The sequence below is a fragment of the Modestobacter sp. VKM Ac-2982 genome (assembly GCF_026967935.1).
Taxonomy (GTDB): domain Bacteria; phylum Actinomycetota; class Actinomycetes; order Mycobacteriales; family Geodermatophilaceae; genus Modestobacter.
In genome coordinates, this window is record NZ_JAPVBL010000001.1 from 128,918 (window position 1) to 151,562 (window position 22,645).

23 protein-coding genes and 1 riboswitch are annotated in these 22,645 nt (G+C 75.7%); of the genes, 12 read left to right on the forward strand and 11 right to left on the reverse strand.

Annotation, left to right across the window (positions count from 1 at the left end; translation table 11 throughout):
* Nucleotides 1–2 precede the first annotated feature (2 nt).
* The 4 genes from O2W20_RS00695 to O2W20_RS00710 form a co-directional block, all read right to left on the reverse strand.
* Nucleotides 3–1,391, reverse strand: a complete 1,389-nt coding sequence (locus tag O2W20_RS00695) for a DUF6297 family protein (RefSeq protein ID WP_269169837.1) — start codon at nucleotides 1,389–1,391, stop codon at nucleotides 3–5.
* Between the two features lie 189 nt (nucleotides 1,392–1,580).
* Nucleotides 1,581–2,258: an ABC transporter ATP-binding protein gene (locus O2W20_RS00700; RefSeq protein ID WP_269169838.1), complete on the reverse strand. Its 678-nt coding sequence runs from the start codon at nucleotides 2,256–2,258 to the stop codon at nucleotides 1,581–1,583.
* A complete protein-coding gene (locus tag O2W20_RS00705; RefSeq protein WP_269169839.1) occupies nucleotides 2,258–2,887 on the reverse strand; it encodes a TenA family protein in 630 nt (209 codons plus the stop codon). Before O2W20_RS00705 ends, O2W20_RS00700 begins: the two co-directional genes overlap by 1 nt.
* Nucleotides 2,884–3,477 (reverse strand): TenA family transcriptional regulator, encoded by a 594-nt coding sequence (locus O2W20_RS00710; protein WP_269169840.1) that lies wholly within the window; start codon nucleotides 3,475–3,477, stop codon nucleotides 2,884–2,886. Before O2W20_RS00710 ends, O2W20_RS00705 begins: the two co-directional genes overlap by 4 nt.
* 45 nt (nucleotides 3,478–3,522) lie before the next feature.
* Nucleotides 3,523–3,633: riboswitch (TPP riboswitch) on the forward strand.
* On the opposite strand from O2W20_RS00710, the gene O2W20_RS00715 reads away from it, so the two are divergent.
* From O2W20_RS00715 to O2W20_RS00745, 7 genes are all read left to right on the forward strand, one after another.
* On the forward strand, nucleotides 3,624–4,967 hold the full coding sequence (locus O2W20_RS00715; protein ID WP_269169841.1) for a purine-cytosine permease family protein: 1,344 nt from the start codon (nucleotides 3,624–3,626) through the stop codon (nucleotides 4,965–4,967). It overlaps the preceding riboswitch by 10 nt.
* Complete coding sequence (gene thiE / locus O2W20_RS00720) at nucleotides 4,964–5,590, forward strand: thiamine phosphate synthase (RefSeq protein WP_269169842.1); 627 nt, start codon at nucleotides 4,964–4,966, stop codon at nucleotides 5,588–5,590. The genes O2W20_RS00715 and thiE overlap by 4 nt, the downstream gene beginning before the upstream one ends.
* Nucleotides 5,587–6,699 carry a glycine oxidase ThiO gene (gene thiO, locus O2W20_RS00725; protein WP_269169843.1) on the forward strand — a complete coding sequence of 371 codons (1,113 nt, stop codon included), beginning with the start codon at nucleotides 5,587–5,589 and terminating at the stop codon, nucleotides 6,697–6,699. The genes thiE and thiO overlap by 4 nt, the downstream gene beginning before the upstream one ends.
* On the forward strand, nucleotides 6,696–6,902 hold the full coding sequence (thiS, locus tag O2W20_RS00730; RefSeq protein WP_269157617.1) for a sulfur carrier protein ThiS: 207 nt from the start codon (nucleotides 6,696–6,698) through the stop codon (nucleotides 6,900–6,902). Before thiO ends, thiS begins: the two co-directional genes overlap by 4 nt.
* Before the next feature lies 1 nt (nucleotide 6,903).
* Nucleotides 6,904–7,731 (forward strand): thiazole synthase, encoded by an 828-nt coding sequence (locus O2W20_RS00735; RefSeq protein ID WP_269169844.1) that lies wholly within the window; start codon nucleotides 6,904–6,906, stop codon nucleotides 7,729–7,731.
* Nucleotides 7,728–8,306 (forward strand): thiamine phosphate synthase, encoded by a 579-nt coding sequence (locus tag O2W20_RS00740; RefSeq protein WP_269169845.1) that lies wholly within the window; start codon nucleotides 7,728–7,730, stop codon nucleotides 8,304–8,306. The genes O2W20_RS00735 and O2W20_RS00740 overlap by 4 nt, the downstream gene beginning before the upstream one ends.
* A gap of 142 nt (nucleotides 8,307–8,448) precedes the next feature.
* Nucleotides 8,449–8,889: an ATP-binding protein gene (locus O2W20_RS00745; RefSeq protein WP_269169846.1), complete on the forward strand. Its 441-nt coding sequence runs from the start codon at nucleotides 8,449–8,451 to the stop codon at nucleotides 8,887–8,889.
* A gap of 6 nt (nucleotides 8,890–8,895) precedes the next feature.
* Here the strand turns inward: O2W20_RS00745 and O2W20_RS00750 are convergent, their stop codons facing one another.
* Nucleotides 8,896–11,370, reverse strand: coding sequence for a SpoIIE family protein phosphatase (locus O2W20_RS00750; protein WP_269169847.1), 2,475 nt, complete (start codon nucleotides 11,368–11,370; stop codon nucleotides 8,896–8,898).
* Nucleotides 11,371–11,543: 173 nt separating this feature from the next.
* Between O2W20_RS00750 and O2W20_RS00755 the strand changes: the two genes are divergently transcribed.
* A complete protein-coding gene (locus O2W20_RS00755; RefSeq protein WP_269169848.1) occupies nucleotides 11,544–12,683 on the forward strand; it encodes a hypothetical protein in 1,140 nt (379 codons plus the stop codon).
* Nucleotides 12,684–12,711: 28 nt separating this feature from the next.
* Here the strand turns inward: O2W20_RS00755 and O2W20_RS00760 are convergent, their stop codons facing one another.
* The gene (locus tag O2W20_RS00760; protein WP_269169849.1) at nucleotides 12,712–14,532 is read right to left on the reverse strand and encodes a gamma-glutamyltransferase family protein; all 1,821 of its coding nucleotides are present in this window, start codon (nucleotides 14,530–14,532) and stop codon (nucleotides 12,712–12,714) included.
* Between the two features lie 1,180 nt (nucleotides 14,533–15,712).
* On the opposite strand from O2W20_RS00760, the gene O2W20_RS00765 reads away from it, so the two are divergent.
* Nucleotides 15,713–16,657, forward strand: coding sequence for a nucleoside hydrolase (locus tag O2W20_RS00765; protein WP_269169850.1), 945 nt, complete (start codon nucleotides 15,713–15,715; stop codon nucleotides 16,655–16,657).
* On the opposite strand, the gene O2W20_RS00770 is transcribed toward O2W20_RS00765, so the two are convergent.
* Genes O2W20_RS00770 through O2W20_RS00785 form a run of 4 tightly spaced genes read right to left on the reverse strand, consistent with a single transcriptional unit; the run spans nucleotide 16,658 to nucleotide 20,292 of the window.
* Nucleotides 16,658–17,638, reverse strand: a complete 981-nt coding sequence (locus tag O2W20_RS00770; protein WP_269169851.1) for a glycine betaine ABC transporter substrate-binding protein — start codon at nucleotides 17,636–17,638, stop codon at nucleotides 16,658–16,660.
* Entirely contained in the window at nucleotides 17,638–18,468 is an 831-nt protein-coding gene (locus tag O2W20_RS00775; RefSeq protein ID WP_269169852.1) for an ABC transporter permease, read from the reverse strand. Before O2W20_RS00775 ends, O2W20_RS00770 begins: the two co-directional genes overlap by 1 nt.
* On the reverse strand, nucleotides 18,465–19,658 hold the full coding sequence (locus O2W20_RS00780) for an ABC transporter ATP-binding protein (protein WP_269169853.1): 1,194 nt from the start codon (nucleotides 19,656–19,658) through the stop codon (nucleotides 18,465–18,467). Before O2W20_RS00780 ends, O2W20_RS00775 begins: the two co-directional genes overlap by 4 nt.
* Nucleotides 19,651–20,292: an ABC transporter permease gene (locus O2W20_RS00785; protein WP_269157628.1), complete on the reverse strand. Its 642-nt coding sequence runs from the start codon at nucleotides 20,290–20,292 to the stop codon at nucleotides 19,651–19,653. Before O2W20_RS00785 ends, O2W20_RS00780 begins: the two co-directional genes overlap by 8 nt.
* A gap of 367 nt (nucleotides 20,293–20,659) precedes the next feature.
* On the opposite strand from O2W20_RS00785, the gene O2W20_RS00790 reads away from it, so the two are divergent.
* Nucleotides 20,660–21,082 carry an STAS domain-containing protein gene (locus tag O2W20_RS00790; RefSeq protein ID WP_269169854.1) on the forward strand — a complete coding sequence of 141 codons (423 nt, stop codon included), beginning with the start codon at nucleotides 20,660–20,662 and terminating at the stop codon, nucleotides 21,080–21,082.
* A 97-nt stretch (nucleotides 21,083–21,179) separates the two neighbouring features.
* Entirely contained in the window at nucleotides 21,180–21,662 is a 483-nt protein-coding gene (locus tag O2W20_RS00795; RefSeq protein ID WP_269169855.1) for an ATP-binding protein, read from the forward strand.
* A 57-nt stretch (nucleotides 21,663–21,719) separates the two neighbouring features.
* On the opposite strand, the gene O2W20_RS00800 is transcribed toward O2W20_RS00795, so the two are convergent.
* Nucleotides 21,720–22,121 carry an AAA family ATPase gene (locus O2W20_RS00800; RefSeq protein WP_269169856.1) on the reverse strand — a complete coding sequence of 134 codons (402 nt, stop codon included), beginning with the start codon at nucleotides 22,119–22,121 and terminating at the stop codon, nucleotides 21,720–21,722.
* Between the two features lie 142 nt (nucleotides 22,122–22,263).
* Here O2W20_RS00800 and O2W20_RS00805 point away from each other — a divergent pair, with 142 nt between their 5' ends.
* Complete coding sequence (locus O2W20_RS00805; RefSeq protein WP_269169857.1) at nucleotides 22,264–22,611, forward strand: PRC-barrel domain-containing protein; 348 nt, start codon at nucleotides 22,264–22,266, stop codon at nucleotides 22,609–22,611.
* The last annotated feature ends 34 nt before the right edge of the window (nucleotides 22,612–22,645 follow it).

Sequence of the window (22,645 nt, forward strand, 5' to 3'; positions counted from 1 at the left end):
GGTCAGTCCGGGGGCCGGGCCGTCCCGACGGCGAGCGCACCCAACGCCAGCGACCAGAGCAGCGCAGCGCCGACCAGCCACCAGGGCACCGCGCCGAGCAGCAGTGCCAGGGCGACCGGCGCGGTGCCCAACAGCCCGACGTCCGGCCCACGCACCAGGGTGCTGCTCACCCCGACCGGCACCGCGCCCATCGGGGAGGCGAGCACCGGCCCCGACCAGTCCAGGTCGGGGCGGTAGCCGGCGCGCACGGCCGCGCCCGCCCAGGCCGGTGCGGTGACCACGCCGAGCACCAGCCAGGCCGCCGGTGCGCCGGTGCCCTGCCCGATGAGCAGCGCCGAGACCCCACAGACTCCCGCGAGCACCGCGGCCGGCACGACGGCCCGGGCCCAGACGACCGCCGCGCCGCCCAGCGGCAGCCCGCGGTCGGCCGCCGGTGCTGCGGACGCCCGCCGGCTCGGCTCACCGAGGGACGTCGCCGCGAGCCACCAGCCGAGGACGACGGTCACCGCCACCAGCGCGGGCAGCCCGGCCAGCCCCTCGGTGCGGGCAGCCAGCACCGGCAGCGCCGCGCCGACCGCCAGCTGCCCCCACCGCCACGGTGACCGGGCCAGCACCGCCAGGTCACCCGCGACGACCGCCTGCCAGGGGTGCCGCACCCAGCGCCAGGCCAGCGGCCGCCGCGGCCGGCGCACCGTCGTCCCGAGCGCCCGGCCGAGCTCCCGGGTGTCCAGCGAGAAGACCGACGCGGTCGCGTACTGCGCGGTCTCCCCCGATGCGCGCAGCGCACCGGCGGGCAGGTCCGCCAGCCGGCGGTCGGCCAGGACCAGGCAGAGGACGGCGAGCCCCAGCAGCACCGCGAGCACGCCGGACGCCAGCGGCGCGGGCAGCGACCACGCCCGCCCCGCGGCGTCCGGCAGCACCACGTCCAGCCGAGCGACCACGGACCCGGCGACGGCGGGACCGACCACGGCCACCGCGGCCACCGCGCCGGCGACCGGGGGCACCCAGCCGCCCCCGCCACCGGCCTGCCGGACGACGAGCACCGCGACGGCGATCACCGCCAGCAGCGCACCGGCGGCCAGCCCGGCGAGCACGCCGGCCGGTGTCCGGGTCCAGGCCAGCACCACCGGGACGCCGACGGTCAGCGCCGCCGCGACGGCGAGGCCGACCGACCTGCGCAGCTCGCCACGGAGCAACCCGCGGCGCTCCGCGGGCAGCGGCAACCACCACCCCACGGCCGCCGGCGTGGCGCTGACCGGCCCCAGCCGGGCGAACAGCGCGGTCAGGCCCGCGGCGAGGGAGAGGGCGACGACCGCCGCGGTCAGCGCGCCGGGGAGCACCGCCGCGTCCGCGGCCGGCCGGGCGGCGATCTGCTCCCGGAGGCTGGACACCGTGCCCCCGCAGAGCGCCACGAAGACCCCCGCGGAGGTGAGCGCGGAGAGCGTGTCCCCGACCCGGGTCAGCCAGCTGGTGTCGGCCCGGGCTGCCGTCGCCCGGCGGGTGAAGCGACGGACGGCGGTGCCGCTCCACTCGTCCGCCGGCCGCGCCCGCAGTGGGGCCGTCGCCGCCGTGGCCGTGGCTCAGCCCTCCTGCAACGCCGCGACGGCGTCCTCGGGCGCGACCACCGGGCACTCGTCCTCACCGACCACCAGGGCCAGGTCGGCGAGCGTGCCGATGAACGCGGGGTCGTGGCTGGCGAACAGCACTGCACCACCGGCGTCCACCAGCGCCGCGAGCCGGTCGGCCAGCACCCGGCGCATCGCGGTGTCCAGCCGGCGTTCCGGCTCGTCGAGCACCAGCAGGTCGGCCGGGCGGACCAGCGCACCGGCCAGCGCCAGCCGCCGGCGCTGCCCGGAGGAGAGCGCCGAGGGCAGCGCGCCGGCCCGGTCGGTCAGCCCGAAGGCGGCCAGCTCGGCGGCGACCACCTGCTCGGCATCAGCGACCCCGTGGGCGCGGGCGGTCAGCAGCAGGTGCTCCGCACCGGTCAGCGACGGGAAGAACGCGTCGTCGTCCAGCACCCCGGCGACCGAGCGGCGGAAGCCGGCGTCCCGCTCGTCGACCGGACCGCCGGCGAAGCGCACCGTCCCGGCCAGTGGCGGCAGCAGCCCGACCATCGTCTGCAGCACGGTCGACTTGCCCGCGCCGTTCGGGCCGACCAGCGCGACCGCCGTCCCGGGTGCGACCGACACCGTCACCGGCGCGCACACCGGCGCGTCGCCGTAGCCGACCGACAGCTGCTCGGCGGCCAGCAGGACCATCAGCCGAGCCCCGCACCACCGCGCCAGGCGGCGTCGAAGAAGCCGATCTCCAGCTCCATGGCCCGGCGGTAGGCGCGGCGCACCGCGGGGCTGTCGGCAGCGGTCCCGTCCAGCAGCCGTTCCAGCGTGCCGGTCAGCTCCTCCAGGCCGGGGTCGGCGTAGGTGGTGACCCACTCGCCGTAGGTGCTCGCCGACCGGCCGGCCAGCGACTGCCCGAGGTGGGCGTACAGCCGCATGCACGGCGTCATCGCCGCGCAGGTCAGCCCGACCCCGCCCAGGGACGCCGTGGCGAGCAGGAAGTCGGTGTAGGCGAGCGTGGCCGGCAACGGCTCGACCGCGGCCAGGTCGATGCCCCAGCGGGCCGCGTACCCCTCGTGCAGCCGCAGCTCCTCGCGGACCCCGGTGAGCAGGTCGGCGAAGACGTCCAGCCCGGCCCGGTCGGGGCTGTGCGCGGCGCCGAGGGCGTAGGCGCGGGCGAAGGACTCCAGGAAGAACGCGTCCTGGGCCACGTAGCCGGCGAACTTCTCCGCCGGCAGGCTGCCGTCGGCGATGCCCTGCACGAACGGGTGCGCCAGCGCGACGGTGGCGAGATCGGCGTTGGCGGCCCAGAGGTCGACGGACAGGTTCATGCCGCCTGGACCGCCATGTCCCAGAAGGCGACCTCGGCGGCGACGACCTCGGTGAAGACGTCGTCCTGACCACCGCCCACCGCATCGGCCGCCGTCTCCAGGCCGGCGACGTAGCCGGCGAAGCCCGGCACGGTCCAGTGCTCGACGAACTGCCGGTAGGCCGGCGCGCCGGGCAGCGCGGTGGTCCAGGCGTCGAGGTAGGTGCGCTCGATGGTCCACAGCGCGGTCAGCGCGACCGGCACCTCGGCGGCGTCCAGCCGGTCCAGCAGCTCGGCGTAGGCGGCGGTGGCCGGCAGCGCGGGTGCGCTGAGGTCCAGCCCGCGGGTGGCCGCCTGCTCCTCGAACCAGGCCAGCTCCTCGACCAGCGCGACCAGGCCGCCGGCGAGCACCGCCTGGGCGGCCCGCGGCGCGCGGGCCAGCAGCCGGGCCTGGAAGCGCAGCAGGTCGGCGACGAAGCGGGCGTCCTGGACCAGCCAGGTGTCGAAGGCGCCGGCGGGCAGGGACCCGTCGCGCACCGCGATCAGGAACGGGTGCGCGGTGGCCGCGCGCCAGCTCTCGGGATGACGTCGAAGCAGCTCGGCGACCGGCACGGCGCGGACTCTACGAGGTGGCTATGGTGGGCCCCGTCATGGCGTCGAGCCATGTGCGGGAGCTCGGAGGACCGGGCTGAGAGGGCGGCTGACGCGCCGCCGACCGCTGGAACCTGACCGGGTAATGCCGGCGTAGGGAGCCCGTGATGAGCACATCTGGAACCGTCGGCACGACCACATCCGGTGCGGACGCACCGCTCACCCTCACCGAGCCGGCGGCCCGCACGCTGGGCTTCCGGGAGTCCGCGGGCCTGTGGGGCAACCTGGGCATCAGCCTGCTGCTGCCGGTGGCCGCCGTCTACGTCGTCCTGCCCGGGCGGCCGCTGTCGGTCACGCTCGGCGCGATAGTGGTGGGTGCCCTGATCGGCGCCTCGCTGCTGGGGCTGGCCGCCGCGGCGGGCGCCCGCGAGGGGGTGCCGGGGATGGTGCTGCTGCGCGGCCTGCTCGGCCGGCGGGCCTCGTACCTGCCCACCGCGCTGAACCTGGTGCAGTGCATCGGCTGGGCCACCTTCGAGATCGTGATCATCGCCGAGGCGGCGTCCCGGGTGCTGGACGCGCCACGCTGGCCGTTCGTGCTGCTCGCCGGGGTGCTCGCCACCGCGATGGCGCTGCGGCCCCTCGGCGTGGTCCGGGTGCTCTCCCGCTACGCGGTGTGGGCGGCGCTGGCCGCGATCGTCTACCTGTTCGTCGAGGTGCTCTCCGAGCCGCTCGCGCCGCTGGACGCCGGCGGCGCCGCGTCGTTCTGGACGGCGACCGACATCGTCATCGCCCTGCCGATCTCCTGGTTCCCGCTCGCCGCCGACTACACCCGGCATGTGCGCAGCGGCCGGGTCGCCGGCACGAGCACCGCCCTGGGCTACGGGCTGGCCACCGTCGCGATGTTCACCCTCGGCGTGCTGGCGCTGGCCGCCTACGGCAGCTCCGGCCTCGACGTCATCGACGCGCTGCTCGCCGTGCCGCTGGGCGCGCTGGCGGTGCTGGTGCTCGTCACGGTCGAGCTCGACGAGGCGTTCGCGAACGTCTACTCCACCGCCGTGTCGGCGCAGAACGTGGTGGCCCGGCTGGACCGCCGGCTGCTCGCGCTGGGCGTCGGCGCCACCGCCACCGTGCTCGCGCTGAGCTTCGACATCGTCGCCTACGAGCCCTTCCTCTTCCTGATCGGCGCGGTCTTCGTGCCGCTGATCGGCGTCTTCCTGGTCGCCTACGCGCTGCGCGCCCCCGGCCGGTGGGACACCTCGGACACCGCCCCGGCCCGGCTGGTCTACCTGCTGCCCTGGCTGGCCGGGTTCATCGCCTACCAGCTGACCCTGCCGACCTTCTTCTCCGGCGTCGGCGCCGGCTGGACCTCCTGGTGGGCCGCACGCCAGACCGACCTCGGCATCGACCCGGCCAACGGCTGGTCGGCCTCGCTGGTCAGCCTGGCCGTCGCGGCGTCCCTCACCGCGGTGGTCGCGCTGCTCGACGCCCGCCGCGGGCGGCAGCGGGCATGACCGGGTCGCTGGGCCGGCTGCACGTGCTCACCGACGCCGACGGCGGCCCCGGTGCGCTCGCCGTGGTCGCGGCCGCGGTGGCCGCCGGGGCGCCGGTGGTGCAGGTGCGGGCCAAGGGCTGCAGCGACCGGGTGCTGCACGACTTCGCCCACGCGGTCGTGCAGCTCTGCCGGCCCGCCCGCACCACCGTCCTGGTCAACGACCGGGTCGACGTGGCCCTGGCCGTCGGCGCCGACGGGACGCACCTGGGCGCCGACGACCTCCCGCTCGCCGCCGCCCGGCGGGTCGCCGGACCGGGGCACCTGCTCGGCGGCACGGCCCGCGACCCGCAGCGGGCCCGGCAGCTGGTGGCCGAGGGCGCGGACTACCTGGGGGTCGGCCCGGCCTTCGCCACCACCACCAAGACCGGGCTCCCCGCCCCGATCGGGCTCGCCGGGATCGCTGCCGTGGCGACCGCGGTGCCGGTGCCGGTGATCGCCATCGGCGGGGTCACCGCCGCACGGGTCGGGCAGCTGCTGGCCGCCGGTGCCGCCGGGGTCGCGGTGGTCGGCGCGGTCACCGCCGCCGCCGACCCCGGTGCCGCGACGGCGGAGCTGCTGCGGGCACTGGAGGAGCCCCGGTGATCGACGTGGCGGTGGCCGGGGGCGGGCTGATCGGGCTGTCGGTGGCCTGGCGGGCGGCGCAGCGCGGCCTGTCGGTCACCGTCGTCGACGACGCCCCGGGCACGGGCGCGTCGGCCGCCGCCGCCGGGATGCTGGCGCCGGTCACCGAGGCAGCCTACGGCGAACAGGCGCTGCTCCGGCTGTGCCTGGCCTCGCTGCAGCGCTACCCGGCGTTCGCCGCCGAGGTCGAGGCGGCCGGCGGCCTGCCGGTCGGGCTGCGCACCGCGGGCACCGTGGTGGTCGGCTTCGACGCCGACGACGTCCGGGCGCTGGACGCGCTGCACGGCTACCAGCAGGAGCTGGGGCTCGCCGTCGAGCGGCTGACCCCGCGGGAGACCCGCCGCCGCGAACCCGCGCTGACCCCGCGGCTGCGCGGTGGGCTCGCCGTCGAGGGCGACCACTCGGTCGACGGCCGGGCGCTGCACCGGGCGCTGACCGCGGCCGCCGAGGCAGCCGGGGTGCGGTCCGTCCGGGACCGGGTGGCCGGCGTTCAGGTCGCCGGCGGGCGGGCCACCGGGCTGCAGCTGACCGACGGCTCGGTGCTGTCCGCTGGCAACGTCGTCCTCGCCCTGGGCGCGCACAGCGGCACCCTCCCCGGGGTGCCGCCGCTGCCGGTCCGGCCGGTGAAGGGGCAGATCCTGCGGATGGCCGGCGCGGCCGGGCTGCTCACCGGCACCGTCCGTGCCCTTGTCCGCAGCCGGCAGGTCTACCTGGTGCCGTACGGCGAGGACGGGCTGATCGTCGGGGCGACCACCGAGGACCGCGGCTTCGACGCCACGGTCACCGCCGGCGGGGTGCACGACCTGCTGCACGACGCGATCGAGGTCGTGCCCGGGGTGACCGAGCTGGAGCTGCTCGAGACCCTCGCCCGCTGGCGGCCCGGCACCGCCGACAACGCCCCGCTGCTGGGCCCCAGCGGGCTCCCCGGCCTGGTGCTGGCCACCGGCCACCACCGCAACGGCGTCCTGCTCACCCCGGTCACCGGCGACCTCCTCGCCGAGCTGCTGGTCACCGGGGAGCTGCCCGAGCTGGCCGCCCCGTTCACCGTCGAGAGGTTCCCGCACCGATGACCATCTCGCTGACCGTCAACGGCAGCCCGGTCGAGCTGGCCGACGGCACGACCGTCGCCGCGCTCGTCGAGCAGCGCACCAGCGGGCACGACCGGGTCGCGGTCGCGCGCAACGGCGACGTCGTCCCGCGCAGCAGCTGGGCGACGACCGAGCTCGCCCCCGGCGACCGCCTCGAGGTGCTCGCCCCCACGGCAGGAGGTTGAGATGCAGAAGGACCGCGAACTGACCGAGGAACTGGCTCCCGCACTCGAGCAGGAGGAGGCCACCGACCCGTTCACCCTGGGCGGGGAGACGTTCACCTCCCGGCTGATCCTGGGCACCGGTGGCCTGCCCAGCCTGGACGTGCTGGAGCGGGTGGTCCGCAGCTCGGGCACCCAGCTGGTGACCGTGGCGCTGCGCCGGGTGGAGGCGGCCGCGGGCAGCGCGATGCTGGAGGTGCTGAGCCGCTGCGGGGTGCGGCTGCTGCCCAACACCGCCGGCTGCCAGACCGCCCGGGAGGCGGTGCTGACCGCCCAGCTCTCCCGGGAGGCGTTCGAGACCGACTGGGTCAAGCTGGAGGTCATCGGCGACGACCGCACGCTGCTGCCCGACGCCGTCGAGCTGATGGACGCCGCCGAGCAACTGGTCGCCGACGGCTTCACCGTGCTCGCCTACACCACCGACGACCCGATCCTCGGCCGGCGGCTGGCCGACGTCGGCTGCGCCGCCGTCATGCCGCTGGGCTCACCTATCGGCAGCGGTCTGGGCATCCGCAACCCGTACAACATCGCCCTGCTCCGGGAGGAGGTCAGCGTGCCGGTGGTGCTGGACGCCGGCATCGGCACCGCCTCGGACGCCGCGCTGGCGATGGAGCTGGGCTGCGACGCGGTGCTGCTCGCCTCGGCGGTGACCCGGGCGCGGGAGCCGGTGCAGATGGCGCTGGCGATGCGGCAGGCCGTCGAGGGCGGCCGGCTGGCCCACGGGGCGGGCCGGATCCCGCGCCGCTGGCTGGCCGAGGCCTCCACGTCGATGCAGGGGCTGCCCGAGCTGTGAGCCTGCCGCGGCTGCTCGTGCTCACCGACCGCACGCAGTGCCGGGGCAGCCTGACCGCCACCGTGGCCACCGCCGTCGACGCCGGCGCCCGGGCGGTGGTGCTGCGGGAGAAGGACCTCCCGCTCGCCGAACGGGCGCGCCTCGCCACCGAGCTGCAGGCCCTGCTGGCCCCGGTGGGCGGCGTCCTGGTGTGGGCGGGCGCCGCCGGCAGCGCAGGACGGGCCGCCGTCCACCTGTCGGCGGCCGACCCCCTGCCGACGCCGCGCCCCGGCTGGCTCGGGCGCTCCTGCCACACCGCCGTCGAACTCGCCCGGGCCCGGGCCGAGGGCTGCGACCACGCCTTCCTGTCCCCGGTGTTCCTGACCGCCTCCAAGCCCGGCCACGGCCCGGCGCTCGGGCTGACCGGCCTGGCGGAGCTCGTCCCGCACGGGCCGCCGGTCTACGCGCTGGGCGGCATCGGCCCCGAGGACGTCGCCGGCTGCCTCGCCGCCGGTGCTCGGGGCGTGGCGGTGATGGGCGGGGTGATGCGCGACCCGTCGTCCGTGCGGGACCACCTGGCCGCACTCACCGGCTGAGGGCGACGCGCCGGTCGACTGGCGGGACCCACCCCCGACCGGTGAGGTGGGCATCACATCGGGTTCATGATTAGACCTGCCCCTGCCGAGACAAGACAGGGGTTCGCCGTGCAGACAGGCGGCCAGACAGCGAGGAGACCGGGTGACGGGCGAGCGCACCAGCCTTGCGTGGCCGTCGTCCCCTCCGCCGCCCGCCGAGGCCGGCTGGCACTGGGCGCTGAGCAGCGTGGCGGAGCTCCCCCGGGTGCGCGCCCAGCTGCGCCGCGGGCTGGCCGAGGAGTCCCGCGGCGACCGCGAGGCGACCGAGCTCGACGAGGCCGTCGTCCTCGCCTTCGACGAGATGGCCTCCAACGCCCTCCGGCACGGGGGCGGCGGCGTGCAGGCCCGGGTCCAACGGACGCCGCACGCCTGGTTGATCGAGGTGCGCGACTCCGCGGCCCAGCGCCCTCCGCAGCCGGCGATCGGCCGCGACCCCAGCCAGGGCGGGCTCGGCCTCTACCTGATCGCCGAGATGGCCGACGCCCACGGTTGGCACCTCACCGGCGGCCAGAAGAGCGTCTGGGCGCTGCTCCCCCGCCGCTGAGCCCGCTCAGCGCCCCGGCGACCACCCGTCCGGCCCGACCCCGAACGGACCGGGCGCGTCCTCCCGGTAGAGCCGGACGGCGACCAGCGCGACGTCGTCCTCGGACCCCTGCGGGCGCAGCCGGACGACGATCTGGTCCAGCAGCTGCTCCAGCGGCAGCTCCCCCAGCTCGGCGAGCAGGCCGACCAGCCGGGCGACGCCCTCGTCCAGCGGCAGGTCGGGGCCCTCGACCAGGCCGTCGGTGTACAGCAGCACGGTCGACCCGTGCTCCAGCACGGTCACCTGCTCCCGCCGGGAGGTGGCCGGGTCGACCCCGAGCATGAGGTCCGCCCGGTCCGTGGCCAGCACCTCCACCCGCCCGCCGGGGGTGAGCACCAGCAGCGGCGGGTGGCCAGCGTTGGACCAGCGGAGCCGGGTCTCCCCACGATCCCGGTCGACCTCCTCCCGCTCCAGCCGGGCCACGGCCGCGGTGGCCAGCGCACGCACCTGCAGCCCCTCCATCGCCCGGTCGAGGTCCGTGAGCACCCCGGCCGGCCCAGCACCGCCGCTGTAGGCGATGCCGCGCAGCAGGCTGCGCAACTGCCCCATGGCCGCGGCGGCGACCGTGTCGTGGCCGACGACGTCCCCGATGGCCACCACCGTCGCCCCGCCGGGCTGGCGGAAGGCGTCGTACCAGTCGCCACCCACCTGGGCGGCCTGGACGGCGGGCACGTAGCGCACGGCGATCTGGCAGTGGTCGGACTCCGGCGGGTCGGTGAGCAGGCTCCGCTGCAGCTCCTCGGCCATCCGTCGCTGCTGCTCCTGCAGCGCCGCACCGTCCAGCGCGACCGCCACCCGGTCGGCGACCTCCCGCAGCAGCTCGTGCTCCCGGGCGTCCATCGGGGCCCGGCCCCGGTCGCGGTAGAGGGTCATCGCCCCGAGCACCTGCCCGCGGGCGACCAGCGCGAGCGCCACCGCGGTCCCCGGGTCCAGCACCCAGTAGGCCTCCCGGACCTCGCCCGCCGGCAGCCCGTTCCCCACGGCGGCCGCCATGTCCGGGACGACGGTGATCTCGCCGGTCGCCAGGGCGTCGACGATCGGGGCGGTGCTGGTGAGCGCCGCCAGCCGGAGCCGGGCGTACGTGGCCGCGACCGGGCGGGCGGCCGGGTCCCGGTGCCAGCTGGCCACGTCGTGCAGCCGGCCGTCCTCCTCGACCAGGCTGACGATCGCCCAGTCGGCCAGGTCGGGCACGACGGCCTGCACCAGTTCCTGCAGGGCACCGTGCGCCCCCCGCCGGTCCACGAGCGCGGCGGAGAGGACGTCCGACACCCGGGCGACCAGCGCGAGACGCTCGGCGTCCCGGCGGGTGGCCTCCTCGGCGCGGTGACGCTCGGTGACGTCGAGGAAGTACACCGACAGCCCCTCGTCGCTGGGCCAGGCCCGCACCTCGTACCAGCTGTCCAGCGGCGGCGGGTACCACGCCTGGAACAGCGCCGGCTCACCGCTGTCCATCGCGTGCCGGTAGTGCCGCTCGAAGTCGCTGCCCGCCGCGGCCGGGAAGAGCTCCCAGAGGTCGCCGCCCAGCAGCTCCGCCCGGCCGTTGCCCAGCAGCCGCTCCGCCTCGGCGTTGACGTAGGTGAAGGACCAGTCCCGGCCGAGGGAGAAGAAGGCCGCCGGCATCGACTCCAGCACCCGGGAGACCTGCGCCTCGGCCCGCCGCTGGTCGGTGGAGTCGTGCGCGACCCCCACGATCCGGACCGCCGTCCCCGCGTCGTCCAGGACGGCGCGGCCGCGGGCACGCACCCAGCGGACCTCGCCACGGGGCGGCTGGACGCGGTGCTCCTGGTCGAAGCCGTCCCCGGTCGCCAGCGCCGTGTTGATGGTCGCGACGACGCCCTCCCGGTCGTGCGGGTGCAGCCGCTCGATCAGGGCGTCGAGCGTGCCGGGGAAGTCCGCGCGGTCCCAGCCGTAGAGGGCGAGCAGCCGGTCGTCCCAGATCAGCCGGTCGGCGACGGCGTCCCAGTCGAAGCTGCCGAGCTCGGCGGCGTCGATCGCCAGCGCCCACCGCCACCCGGAGGCCTCCGACTCCGCGCTGACGCCGGCCAGCCGGAGCTCGCTCGAGGCGCACTCGGCGAGCATCTCCAGCACGGCGACGTCCCGGTCGGTCCAGTCCCGTGGCGCAGCCCCGAAGACGCACAGGGCGGCTGCCAGGCCCTCCAGCGGCACCCCGAGGTAGGCCCCGACCGCACCGGAGGCGGCCGCCGACCGGCCAGCGATCCGGGGGTCGTGCGCCACGTCCCGGACGACGAGGGGCTCCCCCGCCTGCACGGTCACGGCGCACAGCGACTCCGCCAGCGGCAGCTCGGCACCCGCCGGGCCGGCACCCGGACCGCTGACGACGGCCGCCGTCTGCACCGCGCCGACCAACGAGAGCTGGGCGACGTCCGGCCCGAGCAAGCGGACGGCCAGATCGGTCAGCCGCTGCAGCAGGGGACCGGCCACCGGCGCCACGGGATCGGGGTGGTGCACCGACATCGCCTACCCGCCCCCGCTCCGTACGCCCGCCGGCGGGAGTCTCCACCGCTGCGTACCGGAACTGATCATGCCTCGTGGCACCGGCGCGGTGCACAGGGCCATCCCGGGCGCCGCCACTGCCCACGGGGGACGATGACCGGATGGACGGAACCGCCCGCCCCCGGCAGCAGGTCGGCCGGCCACGCTCGTTCCACCCACGTTCCTGGGCCGGTGCCCTGCACCGCAGCTGGGCCCGGCACCCGCAGATCGGCCTGGCCGTGCGGGCCGCGATCGCGGCGACGATCGCCTGGGCGCTCGCCCGCCTGCTGCCGGGCCCGGCGCAGGAGTACCCCTACTACGCGCCGTTCGGGGCGGTGATCGCCATCTCCACCACCCTGGCCGGCTCGGCCCGGTCGGCCGCGCAGTCGATCTCCGCCATCGCGATCGGGGCGGCGGTGGCGCTGGCCGCCGACGCGCTGCCCGTCCCGATCGTGGCCAGGGTCGCCATCGTGGTGACCATCGGGGTGCTGCTCGCCGGCTGGCACCGGCTGGGCGGCTCCGGCAGCTGGGTGCCGACCTCGGCGCTCTTCGTGCTGATCATCGGCGGCGGCGACCCGCTGGACTACGTGGTGGGCTACGCCGGGCTCACGTTCTTCGGTGCGCTGATCGGCACGGCCGTCCTGGCGCTCTTCCCGCCGCTGCCGCTGGCGCCCTCGCAGACCGAGCTCGGCCGGCTGCGCGACCTGCTGGCCACCCAGCTGGAGGACCTCGCCGAGGGCCTGCAGCAGGAACACCCGCCCACCGAGGACGAGTGGCGCGAGCGGATCCACACCATCGACCCGGTGCTGGCGCAGACCCGCGCAGCGGTCCAGCAGACCGACGAGGCCCGCCGGGGCAACCTCCGGGCCCGGCGGCACCAGCAGGACGCCGATCGGCAGTACGCCCAGGCCCGGGCGCTGGAACGCCTGACGCTGATGGTGGAGGACCTCACCCAGCTGATCGCGGAGACCGAGACCGCCGACCTCTCCCACGTGGCGCTCGGCCCGGCGCTGCGGCCGCCCGCGGCCTCGGCGCTGGCCGGGCTGGCCGAGGTGCTGCACTCGGTGGACGGCCCGACCGCCGAGCCAGACGTCACCCGCGCCGCCTACGACGAACTGCACGCCCTCGAGGACCAGTTGCGGCGCGCCCGACGGCACACCGATGACGACCTGTTCGCCGCCAGCAGCATCGCCCTGGCGATCCGGCGCTGCCTGGCCGCGGTGGTGCCCGAGGAGCTGGCCGAGGAGGAGGCGCCCAGCTGAGCCCGATCGACGCCCGGCGACCGACAGCTCAGCGACCGACGGCGTAGCCCTGCATGCCTCGCGGGTTCGCCCCGGCCCGCAGCACGCCGGTCTCCGGGTCGACCGACACCGCCGACAGCCGGCCCAGCGACCAGGGGTCGGACACCGTGACCGCGTGGCCGCGACGGCGCAGCTCGGCGATGGTGTCGTCGCCGAGCCGGGACTCCACCACGAGCTCGCCCGGTGACATCTCACGCGGGTAGAACGACGACGGGAAGCTGGTGGTGTGCCAGGCCGGCGCGTCGATGGCCGCCTGCAGGTCCAGCCCGCCGAGCACGTGGGCCAGCCAGAAGCACAGCTGCCACTGCTCCTGCTGGTCACCGCCGGGGGTGCCGAAGGCCAGGGTCGGCACGCCGCCGCGCAGCGCCAGCGACGGGGTGAGCGTGGTGCGCGGCCGCTTGCCCGGCTGCAGCGAGTTGGGGAGCCCGGGCTCCAGCCAGAACATCTGCGCCCGGGTGCCCAGCGCGAAGCCCAGCGAGGGGATGACCGGCGAGCTCTGCAGCCAGCCGCCGGAGGGGGTGGCCGAGACGAGGTTGCCCCACCGGTCGACGACGTCGACGTGGCAGGTGTCGCCCCGGGTGGTGCCGCGAGTGTCGACGGTGGGCTCCCCGACCCCGGCGATCGTGCCGCGGTCGACCCGCACGCCGGCGGCGGCGTCGGTGACGAACGCGGGGAGCCGGGGCGGGCGCCCCCCTGGCGAGCCGGGCCGCAGCTCGGTGCTGGCCCGGTCGCTGATCAGCGCCCGCCGCTGCTCGGTGTAGCTCGTGGAGAGCAGGTCGTCCACGGGTGCCTCGGCCGTGTCCCCGTACCAGGCCTCCCGATCGGCCATCGCCAGCTTCACCGCCTCCGCGCTGACGTGGACCAGGTCGGCATCGGCGGTGCCCGATGCGTACCCGGCCCCGGCTCCTGCCGCCGGGTGGCCGTCCAGCATCGCGAGCGCCTGGAGCAGCGCCGGGCCCTGGGACCACGGCCCGGCCTTCGCGAGCGTCCACCCCTGCCAGTCGAGGGTGACCGGCGGCTCGTACCTCGGGGCCCAGCTGGCCAGGTCCTCACCGGTGAGGAGACCGCGGTGGGCACGACCGGAGTCGTCCATCACCGGGGACCGGGAGAACTCGTCGATCGCCTCGGCGACGAACCCCGTGTACCAGGACGCCAGTGCCGCGTCGATCTGCGCCTCTCGGGAGGGTCCGCGCGCTGCGTCGAGCAGTCGGCGGTAGGTCGAGGCGAGGACCGGGTTGCGGAACAGGCGGCCGGCGGTGGGGGGTGCTCCGTCGGGGGCGAGCCAGGTGGCGGCCGAGGTCGGCCAGTGGGTGCGGAAGTGCTCGGAGACCGAGGCGACGGTCGCGGCGACCCGGGGGTGGACCGGGTGGCCGTGCTCGGCGTACTCGATGGCGAAGCGGAGGACGGCGTCCAGCGGCAGGGTGCCGTGGTCGCGCAGGAGGGTCAGCCAGGCGCCGAGGGCGCCGGGCACGGTGGCGGCGAGGAGACCGGTGCCTGGGATCAGGTCGAGACCGAGGTCCCCGAAGGCGTCGATCGTGGCGCCGGCGGGGGCGACCCCCTGACCGGACAGCACCACGGGGACCCCCGCGCCGGAGGCTGCCCGCGGGCTCCGGGCGAAGAGGATCGGGACCTCGCCCCCCGGGCCGTTGAGGTGCGGCTCGACCACCTGCAGGGTGAAGCCCGCAGCGACCGCGGCATCGAACGCGTTCCCACCGGCCTCGAGGGTCGCCATGCCCGCGGCGCTGGCGAGCCAGTGCGTCGAGGCGACCATCCCGAAGGTGCCGGCGAGCTCCGGCCGCGTGGTGAACACCCAGCCACCCTAGAGAGGGGTGGCCGGTTCGCGCTGGGTCGCGGCGGCTCCGTCGCCGCGCTGCGGGGCTCTGTCACCGCGCTGCGGGGCTGCGGCGGTGCGGTGGGGGTGCTGGGCAGCTCCCGCATCGGCGGGTCGTCGTCGTCCTCCGGCGCACGGTGCCGCAGGTCGACGTCGGCGGGCCGGAGGTCGACCGGCTGCCGCGGCGTGGGCACGACCACCCGGGACGGCCGCGGCTCGGACGTGGGGAGCGCCGCCAGGGTCAGCTGGTGCGCCGGGGGCAGGACCGGACGCCCCCAGCTGAGCGAGGCACCGTTCGGGCCGCTGCCCCAGCCCGCCGCCCGCCGGCGCACGCCCCGCAGCCGGCTGAGCAGCTGCCGCACCGGGGCGGTCAGCCGCGGCGCCGGCGCAGCCAGCCGCACGGGCGTGGTGAGCAGGTCGACGGAGAAGTCGGTGGCGAACTCGATCGCGGCATCGAGGTCGTGGTCCACGGCCGGCGGCGGGGACGGGACGGGGTGGGTCCGCACCGTCGGGGCGACCGGGGACGCGGGCGCCGCACGCCACACGGACGGGGCCGGCCCGTCGGTCAGCCGGTAGACCGGCAGCGGGGTCGGGCGCCAGGCCAGGTGCGCACCGTCCTCGCCGGCGCCCCAGCCGGCGGCGCGGCGGGCGAGCTGGCGACGCCGGGAGCGGGCCGGGCGCACCGGGACGTCGTCGTCCGCCAGCGGGTTGGGGCGCATGCCCAGCACGCCGCACGCCAGCCCGACCGCCAGGCCGAACGCCAGGTCGGTGGTGTTGGGCGCCGGGGTGTCGGTGCCGAACAGCCCGAGCCGCCCGGTGTCCCGGGGGGCGGGCAGGGCGGTCGACCGGACCGGTGCCAGCTGGATCGCCATTGCTGCCCTCCCGGGGAAGTAGTCGCCGCGGCCGGGGAAGGGGCCGCGGGCAAGGAAGAAGTTACGGATGACCGAGCCCCCGGACCCCCGTTCTGGGCACCCCCTCCCGACCGCGTGACCCAACCGTTGCCGGACCCCTCCGCAGCAGTCGATGACCCGCCTCTGGACCCGGGCACTAGTCGACAACCTCGGGCGAAAGGCCAGGTCAGCGGCGTCATCACCGGTCGATGACCTCGGGCGCCGATCCGGCGCACCGGCGTGTCGGGCCGGTCTGGTGGGATGGGCGGATGCGCACCCCCCTGGTGATCGACACCGACCCGGGCATCGACGACGCACTGGCCGTGCTGCTCGCGCTGGCCAGTCCCGAGGTCGACCTGCAGCTGGTGACGACGGTGCACGGCAACGTCGGCCTGGCCGAGACGACCGAGAACGCGCTGCGGGTGCTGCACCTGGCGGGACGGTCGGACGTGCCGGTCGCCGCCGGTGCCCGCACCTCGCTGGTCTTCCCCCAGCCACAGCGGGCGGGGCACGTGCACGGGGAAGCCGGCCTGGGCGGCGTCGTGCTGCCGCCGTCCCCGGCCGCGGTCGACCCCCGGCCCGCGGTGGTGGCGCTGGCCGAGCTGCTGCTGGCCAGCGAGCAGCCGGTCACCGTGGCCGCCATCGGCCCGCTGACCAACATCGCGCTGCTGCTGGGCGTGTACCCCGAGGCGGCGGCGCGGATCGGCCGGCTGGTGGTGATGGGCGGCTCGGCGACCCGCGGCGGCAACGTGACCGCGGCCGCGGAGTTCAACGTGTGGGCCGACCCGGAGGCCGCCGCAGCGGTGTTCGGTGCCGGCCTGCCGACCGTGCTGGTCGGCCTGGACGTCACGCTGCCCACGGTGCTCACCGACCCGGACATCGCCCGGTTCGCCGCGGCCGGCCCGGTGGGTGACCGCGCGGCGGCGATCCTGCAGCAGTACGTCGACCACGCCCGCAGCAGCTACGGCGTCGACGGGGTGGTGGTGCACGACGCCCTGGCGCTGGCCGAGGCGATCGTGCCGGGCACGCTGACCACGGTGCGCCGGGACGTCGTGGTGGACACCGGGCACGGCGCCGGGCGCGGGCAGACCCTGGTGGACCGCCGGACGACGTCGTCCTCGGCCACCGCGGTGGCGGTGGCCGAGGACGTGGACAGCGAGGCGGCGGTGGAGTTCCTGGTCAGCCGCTTGTGCGGGCTGGCCCAGCGGACCTGATCAGGCCGGCTCGACGAGCCCCTCGGAGACCATCCACTCCAGCGCGACGTCCCCGGGCTGCTCGCCGGCCACGTCGACCCGGGCGTTCAGCTCCTGGAGCACGTCGTTGGTCAGCAGCGGGGTGATCTGCCCGAACAGGTCGGCCAGCTCGGGGTGCTCCTCGAAGGTCTCGGTGAGCAGCACCGGCGAGATGTTGTAGTTGGGGAAGAACGCCCGGTCGTCCTCGAGCACCGTGAGGTCCAGCGCCGTGATCCGGCCGTCGGTGGTGAACACCTCGCCGAAGTTGCACGCGCCCTGGTCGGTGGCCTCGTAGACCGCACCGGTGTCCAGCGTGCTGACGTTGTCCCGCGGCACGCCCTGCGGGTCGCCGAGCTCGAGGCCGTAGGTCTCCAGCATCGGCACGAACCCGTCGTTCCGGCTCGCGAACTCGCTCTCCACGCAGAAGGTGCGCTCCTCCACGGGCAGCTCGGCGATCTCCGAGAGCGCGCTGATCCCGCCGAGGTCGTCGACCGCCTCGCTGCGGACGGCGAAGGCGTAGGTGTTGTTGGCCTCCGCGGGCGGCAGCCAGGTCAGGCCGTTGGCCAGCTCGGCGTCCCGGACGGCCTCGTACTGCTCCAGCGGGTCGACGATCGGCGCGCTCTCGCCGAGGTAGGAGAGCCACGCGGTGCCGGTGTACTCCCACTCCATGTCGATCTCGCCGTTGACCATGCCCTGGCGGGCCGGCACCGAGCCCGGGATGTTGGTCCGGTCGACGACGTCGAACCCGGCGGTCTGCAGCGCGATCACGGCGATCTTGCCGAGGATCAGCTGCTCGGTGAAGTTCTTCGACCCCACCACGATCTCCTCGCCCACGGCGCCCTCGATCGGCTGGATCTCGGCCGGCGCGGAGGCCGGGGTGTACTGCGTCGCGGCCTGCAGGCCGCACCCGCTGAGCAGGGTGGCGGCCGCGACGGAGAGTGCGGTGGCTGCGCGGGTCCGCATCAGAGTCCCTTCGGTCGGGCGACGTGCTCGACGACGCGGCCGAGCCAGTCGATGGCCAGCGCCAGCAGGGCGACGAGGACGGCCCCGCTGAACAGCAGGCTGTCCAGCGAGAGGTTGATGCCGGTGGTGATCAGCTGGCCCAGGCCGCCGCCGCTGATGAAGGTCGCCAGCGTGGCGGTGCCGACGAGCAGCACCAGGGCGGTGCGGACGCCGGCCAGGATGACCGGCACGGCCAACGGCAGCTCCACCCGCAGCAGGACGGCGAGCGCGCTCATGCCCATCCCCCGGCCGGCCTCGACCAGCCGGGCGTCGACGCCCTGCAGCCCCACCATGGTGTTCCGCAGCACCGGCAGCACGGTGTAGAGCACCAGGGCCACGACCGCGGACCGGAAGCCGAACCCCAGCCAGGTGGCCAGCAGCACGAACAGCCCGATCGCCGGGGCGGCCTGGCCGGTGTTGGCCACACCGAGCACCAGCGGCGTGGCGCGGCGGAACGGCCCGCGGGTGAGCAGGACGCCCAGCGGGATGCCGATCAGCAGCACGACGACGGCGGCGAGCAGGGTGAGCTGCAGGTGCTCGACGATGCTGCGGCCCAGCACGCTCCAGCCGAGCTGGCGCTGCTCGGTGTCGGCGAGCTCGGCGGTCGACCGCCAGACGACGAAGGCCAGCACCCCGGCCAGCACGAGGACCGGCTGCACGAGCAGTCCTCGCCAGGCACCGCGGGCCTCGTCCGGGGCGCCGCCGCGGACCGGCGTCTGGGTCTGGGCGAGCGCGTCGTCGATCTCGGTGTCGGGGTACGCCTCGGTGGCCGCGGGGCGGGGCGCCGTCATCCCTCCACCTCGTCGCGGGTGCGCTGGATCGCGGCCATCACCGTCTCCACCACCATGACGCCGGCGACGCCGTCCCGGCCGGTCACGACGACACCGCCCTGACTGGCGGCGAGCATCGTGTCCAGTGCGTCGTTGAGGGTGGAGCGCAGCCCGACCACCGGGAGCTTCTCGTCCACGGTGTCGGGCACGGTGGACACCCGGGACAGCTCTGCCAGCGACGGCCAGCTGATCGGCCGGCCGCGGCGGTCGGTGACCACGACGTACTTCTCCCCGGCGGCCGACGCGCGGCGGACGACCTCGGCGGCGTCCTCGCCGACCTGGGCCTGCTGGGGGTGGATCAGCTCGACGTCCCCGACCCGGGTCAGGGTGAGCTGCTTCAGGGTCGCGCCGGCGCCGACGAAGTCGGCGACGTACTCCTCCGCCGGGTCGGCGAGGATCGCCTCCGGGGTGTCGTACTGCACGACGCGGGCGCCGACGTCGAAGACGACGATCCGGTCACCGAGCTTGACGGCCTCGTCGAAGTCGTGGGTGACGAAGACGATCGTCTTGCCCAGTTCCTCCTGGATGCGCAGCAGCTCGTCCTGCAGCCGCTGGCGGGTGATCGGGTCGACCGCCCCGAACGGCTCGTCCATCAGCAGGACGGGCGGGTCTGCGGCGAGCGCCCGGGCGACCCCGACGCGCTGCTGCTGACCACCGGAGAGCTCGCGGGGGTACCGGTCGCGGTACACCTCCGGGTCCAGGCCGACCAGCTCGAGCAGCTCGTCGACCCGGGCGGCGATCCGCTTCCGGTCCCACTTGAGCATCCCGGGGACCAGGCCGATGTTGGTGGCCACGGTCATGTGCGGGAAGAGGCCGCCGGCCTGGATGACGTACCCGATCCGGCGGCGCAGCTGGTCGGCGTCCTGGCCGGTGACGTCCTCGTCGCCCAGGAAGATCTTGCCGCTGGTCGGCTCGACCAGGCGGTTGAGCATCTTCAGCAGCGTGGTCTTCCCACAGCCGGAGGGGCCGACGAACATGACCATCTGGCCGGCCGGGATGTCCAGGTCGACGGCGTCGACGGCCGGCTTCGCCTGCCCGGGGTAGCTCTTGGTGACGCCCTCGAGCCGGATGGAGACGCCGCTGACCTGGCGCTCGGCGCCGGCGGGCTGCTCGACGGTGTCGCCGGTGGTCTCGGCGATGGTGTCAGACACGGATGCCCCTCGAGGTGGTGAGGCGACCGACCAGCACGAGCACCACGTCCAGGACGAGGGCCAGCAGGACGATCGCGATGGTCCCGACGAGCGTGGCGTTCAGTGCGTTCGCACCGCCCAGCCGGGAGAGTCCGGAGAAGATGAAGCTGCCCAGGCCGGGGCCGAGCACGTAGGCGGCGATCGCGGCGATGCCCATGACCATCTGGGTGGAGACCCGGATGCCGGCCAGGATCACCGGCCACGCGAGCGGCAGCTCGATCCGCAGCAGCGTGCTCAGCCGGCTCATCCCGATGCCGCGGGCCGACTCCACCAGCGAACGGTCGACGCCCGCCAGGCCGACGACGGCGTTGCGCAGGATCGGCAGGGCCGCGTAGAACGTCACGGCCAGCACCGCCGGGGTGATCCCGAACCCGAACGGCGCGAGCAGGATGCCCAGCAGCGCGAAGGACGGGATGGTCAGTCCGATCGCGGAGAGCCCGTTGGCCAGCCCGGTCAGCCGTGGGCTGCGGTAGGCCAGCACGGCCAGCCCGATCGCTATCACGGTGGCCAGCAGCACGCACTGCACCACCAGGCTCACGTGCTGGAAGGCCTGGAAGGCGATCAGCCCGCGCCGGTCGACGAGGTACTCCCACATCGGCCCGCCCCCTCTCCGCGCCCGGACCACGGCCGGCCGGGCGTTCGTCGTCCTCGTGGTGCCGCACACGGTCCGGCGAGGACACGGGCGACCTGGTGGGCGAGCGTCCCCGGCGCGCACGGCGCAGCAGCGAGGGGCACCACCGCCGAGCCCGAGCGGTACCGAGCACGGCGGCCTCATCTCGGCCGTGTGACACGGTGACACACCCGTCGTCCGGCTGGCGACCCCAGGCGCATGACGAAGTGATGACGGTCCCCGCCGCGGGGGCCGGGCGGGACTGTCCTGCCCCGATCGGGGTGAGGGGGTCAGCCGGTCTCCTCCGCGAGCACGTCCGCGGAGGAGACGATCGGGGACGGACACGACGCACGTGTCCTGGTCTGGAGGAGGACCCATCAACACGGTCAGGTCGGCAGCCGACGAGGCCCCGTTCCAGGTGCGGCTCGCCGACGGCCCAGAGCCGGGGCAGCTCGTCGCCTCGGTGTCCGGTGAACTGGACGCCGCCAGCAACCCGCTCCTGCAGCAGACGCTGCTCACCGCACTGCGCCGGGCGGAGCGGCTGCTGACCATCGACCTGTCGGGGGTCACCTTCTTCGGGTCGGCCGGCGTCACCGCTCTGGTCTGGGTCAGCCAGCACCCCGAGGCCGCCGGCAAGCACGTCGGGGTCATCGCCACCAGCCGGATCGTCACCGGTCCGCTGGAGCTGACCGGGCTGCTCCCGCGGCTGGACGTCCAGGGCATGCCCGGGGTCTCGGCCGGCTCCCCGGGCGACCCGGAGCAGGCGCGGCGCTGACCGCGCCGAGCCGGGACGTGACCCCCCGTGCTGCGCCGGGCCCCTGCGTCCGCCACCATGGTCGCGCGGAGACACCGGCCGGCGGGAGGCCCGAAGAGTGAGTGCACTGGTCTGGCCCTCGGCCGACGTGCCCCACGAGGACGGCGACGTCTGGCGCTGGGAGCTCCCGACGGTGCACGACGCGTCCCGGGTCCGGATGGACCTGCGGGCCCGGCTCGCCCACCCGTCCCTCGCCGCCCGGTCCACCGAGGACGCCCGCGAGGGCCTGCTGCTGGTCTTCGAGGAGCTCAGCTCGAACGCGCTGCGGCACGGTGGCGGTGCGGTGGTGGCGGTGATCGTCGCCGTCCCGGCCGGCTGGCTGATCGTGCTCACCGACGGTTCGCCCGACTCCCCGCCGCGCCCGGCGGTCGACCGCGACCCCGCGTACGGCGGCATGGGTCTGCCCATGGTCGCCCAGCTGTCGGTCGACTACGGCTGGTGCAGCGAGGCCGACCGCAAGCACGTCTGGGCCCGGTTGCCCTCCGGGCTCGCCACCGCGTCGGTCCCCCGGCCGCGCTCCTCCTCCGGTCCGGGTCTCTGACCGGTCTCCTCCCCGCCCGCGACGACATCGGCCCCACGCCCCGCTGGACCGTCGGGGTCAACCGGGGACGCGCGTCACCTCGCTGAACCCCTCCGCGGTGCTCGGTGGGACGAGCCGCCCGGCCGCGCTGTACAGCCCGACCAACGGCACCCGCGCCCGGCCCTGGCGGGCCTCGTTGCGGGCCCGGCAAATCTCCAGCGGCACGTCCAGGAACACCGCCCGGGCCCGGACGCCCGCCGCTGCCGCCAGCGCGACCAGCGGTGCCCGCTCGGCCGGCGAGGGCGAGGTGTTGTCGACGACGACGCTGGCGCCCTCGGCGAGGAGGGCGGCCACCACCCGCTGCTGCCGGGCCTCACGACGGCGGGCGTTCGGCCAGTGGTCCTTGCTGACCACCGCGTGCGTGCCGGCCAGGTGCTCGGCCACCCAGGTGGACTTGCCCGACCCCTGCAGCCCGACCATCACCACGAGCTCCTGGCAGGCCACGCCGTCCCAGGTACCCGGGACCGGCCGTGTGCACGTCCGGGCGCGGTGCGGCGGACGGTTGCGGGGCGGTGGCTGCGGGCATGGAGGAGCAACTGTCCCGAGAACTGAGGAGGACCCCGTGTTCCCGGCCGAGAACATCCGTGACTGGCGCACCATGAACGTCGTCGACCCGGACGGGAGCAAGATCGGCACGTTGGAGTCGGTCTACGTGGACACCACCACCGACCAGCCCTTCTTCGCTGCGGTCGTCACCGGCTTCATCGGCCGGCGCCAGCTGACCTTCGTGCCGCTGACCGGCGCCACCGTGTCCCCCGACCACATCACGGTCACCGTGTCCAAGGACCTCACCAAGAACGCGCCGTCCATCGACACCGACGGCGAGCTCACCGTCGAGCAGGAGCCCGACGTCTTCGCGCACTACTCGCTGCCCTACACCGGCGGCGTGCGCCGGCTGGCTCGCCGCTAGCCGCAGCCGGGAGCAGACCCGGAGCCCGGCCGGC

Excerpts from the sequence above, each read along its gene's own strand:
- O2W20_RS00755 (WP_269169848.1), top strand. The coding sequence starts at position 11,544 with ATGGACGGAACCGCCCGCCCCCGGCAGCAGGTCGGCCGGCCACGCTCG.
- O2W20_RS00700 (WP_269169838.1), bottom strand. The coding sequence starts at position 2,258 with ATGGTCCTGCTGGCCGCCGAGCAGCTGTCGGTCGGCTACGGCGACGCG.
- O2W20_RS00705 (WP_269169839.1), bottom strand. The coding sequence starts at position 2,887 with ATGAACCTGTCCGTCGACCTCTGGGCCGCCAACGCCGATCTCGCCACC.
- thiE (WP_269169842.1), top strand. The coding sequence starts at position 4,964 with ATGACCGGGTCGCTGGGCCGGCTGCACGTGCTCACCGACGCCGACGGC.
- O2W20_RS00800 (WP_269169856.1), bottom strand. The coding sequence starts at position 22,121 with ATGGTCGGGCTGCAGGGGTCGGGCAAGTCCACCTGGGTGGCCGAGCAC.
- O2W20_RS00715 (WP_269169841.1), top strand. The coding sequence starts at position 3,624 with ATGAGCACATCTGGAACCGTCGGCACGACCACATCCGGTGCGGACGCA.
- O2W20_RS00735 (WP_269169844.1), top strand. The coding sequence starts at position 6,904 with ATGCAGAAGGACCGCGAACTGACCGAGGAACTGGCTCCCGCACTCGAG.
- O2W20_RS00765 (WP_269169850.1), top strand. The coding sequence starts at position 15,713 with ATGCGCACCCCCCTGGTGATCGACACCGACCCGGGCATCGACGACGCA.
- O2W20_RS00785 (WP_269157628.1), bottom strand. The coding sequence starts at position 20,292 with ATGTGGGAGTACCTCGTCGACCGGCGCGGGCTGATCGCCTTCCAGGCC.
- O2W20_RS00770 (WP_269169851.1), bottom strand. The coding sequence starts at position 17,638 with ATGCGGACCCGCGCAGCCACCGCACTCTCCGTCGCGGCCGCCACCCTG.
- thiS (WP_269157617.1), top strand. The coding sequence starts at position 6,696 with ATGACCATCTCGCTGACCGTCAACGGCAGCCCGGTCGAGCTGGCCGAC.
- O2W20_RS00775 (WP_269169852.1), bottom strand. The coding sequence starts at position 18,468 with ATGACGGCGCCCCGCCCCGCGGCCACCGAGGCGTACCCCGACACCGAG.